Raw genomic sequence first — 636 nt, 5'->3', positions numbered from 1 at the left:
AACGAGAACCGTTATCAACCACGTCTCGTGGTGGGGTGGTCGGTGTTCGTATTCTAACTGCGCCCACACAGTTGTCGCCTCGTACGGAACTTCGTCGTACTCGTGCCACAGCGATTTGTGGATGACAGCAGCGAGAGCGTCGAAGAAGTCCTCGGTAAGATTGATAGAATCTCCGACTCCCTGATCTTGACTGAAGAACGTCGCCTGATCAAGCGTACTCGATGAGACGACGGGATACTCATCACCGTACTGATCGTTGATCCACAACTGGTATTCAACGTTCTCTCTGTACTCGGGGTTGAGGATGTAGAAACTGTATCGCTCTTGGAGATCCGATCGCCGCGTCGCAGCGTTGTCGGGCGGCGTCATCTCGGTATCCTGTTCGCGTTCGTCGTGGTAGAGCGTACGTCCGCTCATACCGCTGTATTTGGGTTGCGGATATAAAAATGTAAGCGTCAGATAATGCTGACGTTTTTCTGACTCTCGCGGTTAATCGCGACACACGCCTGAACGTCGCGAAGGCTGTACTCTGCGAACGTCGCAGGATCGTGTTTCCAGGCGTAGTCGATCGCTGGCTCGCCGTCCGTCTCACCGACCTCGGATTCTAAGTCGAGCTTCCCGACCGAGACGCCCTCG

General features: G+C 54.6%; 2 protein-coding genes. Both read right to left on the bottom strand.

The window, feature by feature from the left end:
* On the bottom strand, positions 1 to 417 hold a 417-nt coding region (locus EXE42_RS15330), incomplete at its 3' end, for a hypothetical protein (RefSeq protein ID WP_137706890.1).
* 38 nt (positions 418 to 455) lie between these two features.
* Positions 456 to 636 (bottom strand): hypothetical protein (locus tag EXE42_RS19645; RefSeq protein ID WP_206750729.1); only part of this gene is annotated, 181 nt, incomplete at its 5' end.

It is taken from the genome of Halorubrum sp. SP3 (genome assembly GCF_005435195.1).
Taxonomy (GTDB): Archaea; Halobacteriota; Halobacteria; order Halobacteriales; family Haloferacaceae; genus Halorubrum; species Halorubrum sodomense.
The sequence above is the reverse complement of the archived record's forward strand: the minus strand, read 5'-3'. Positions and strand labels throughout refer to the sequence as shown.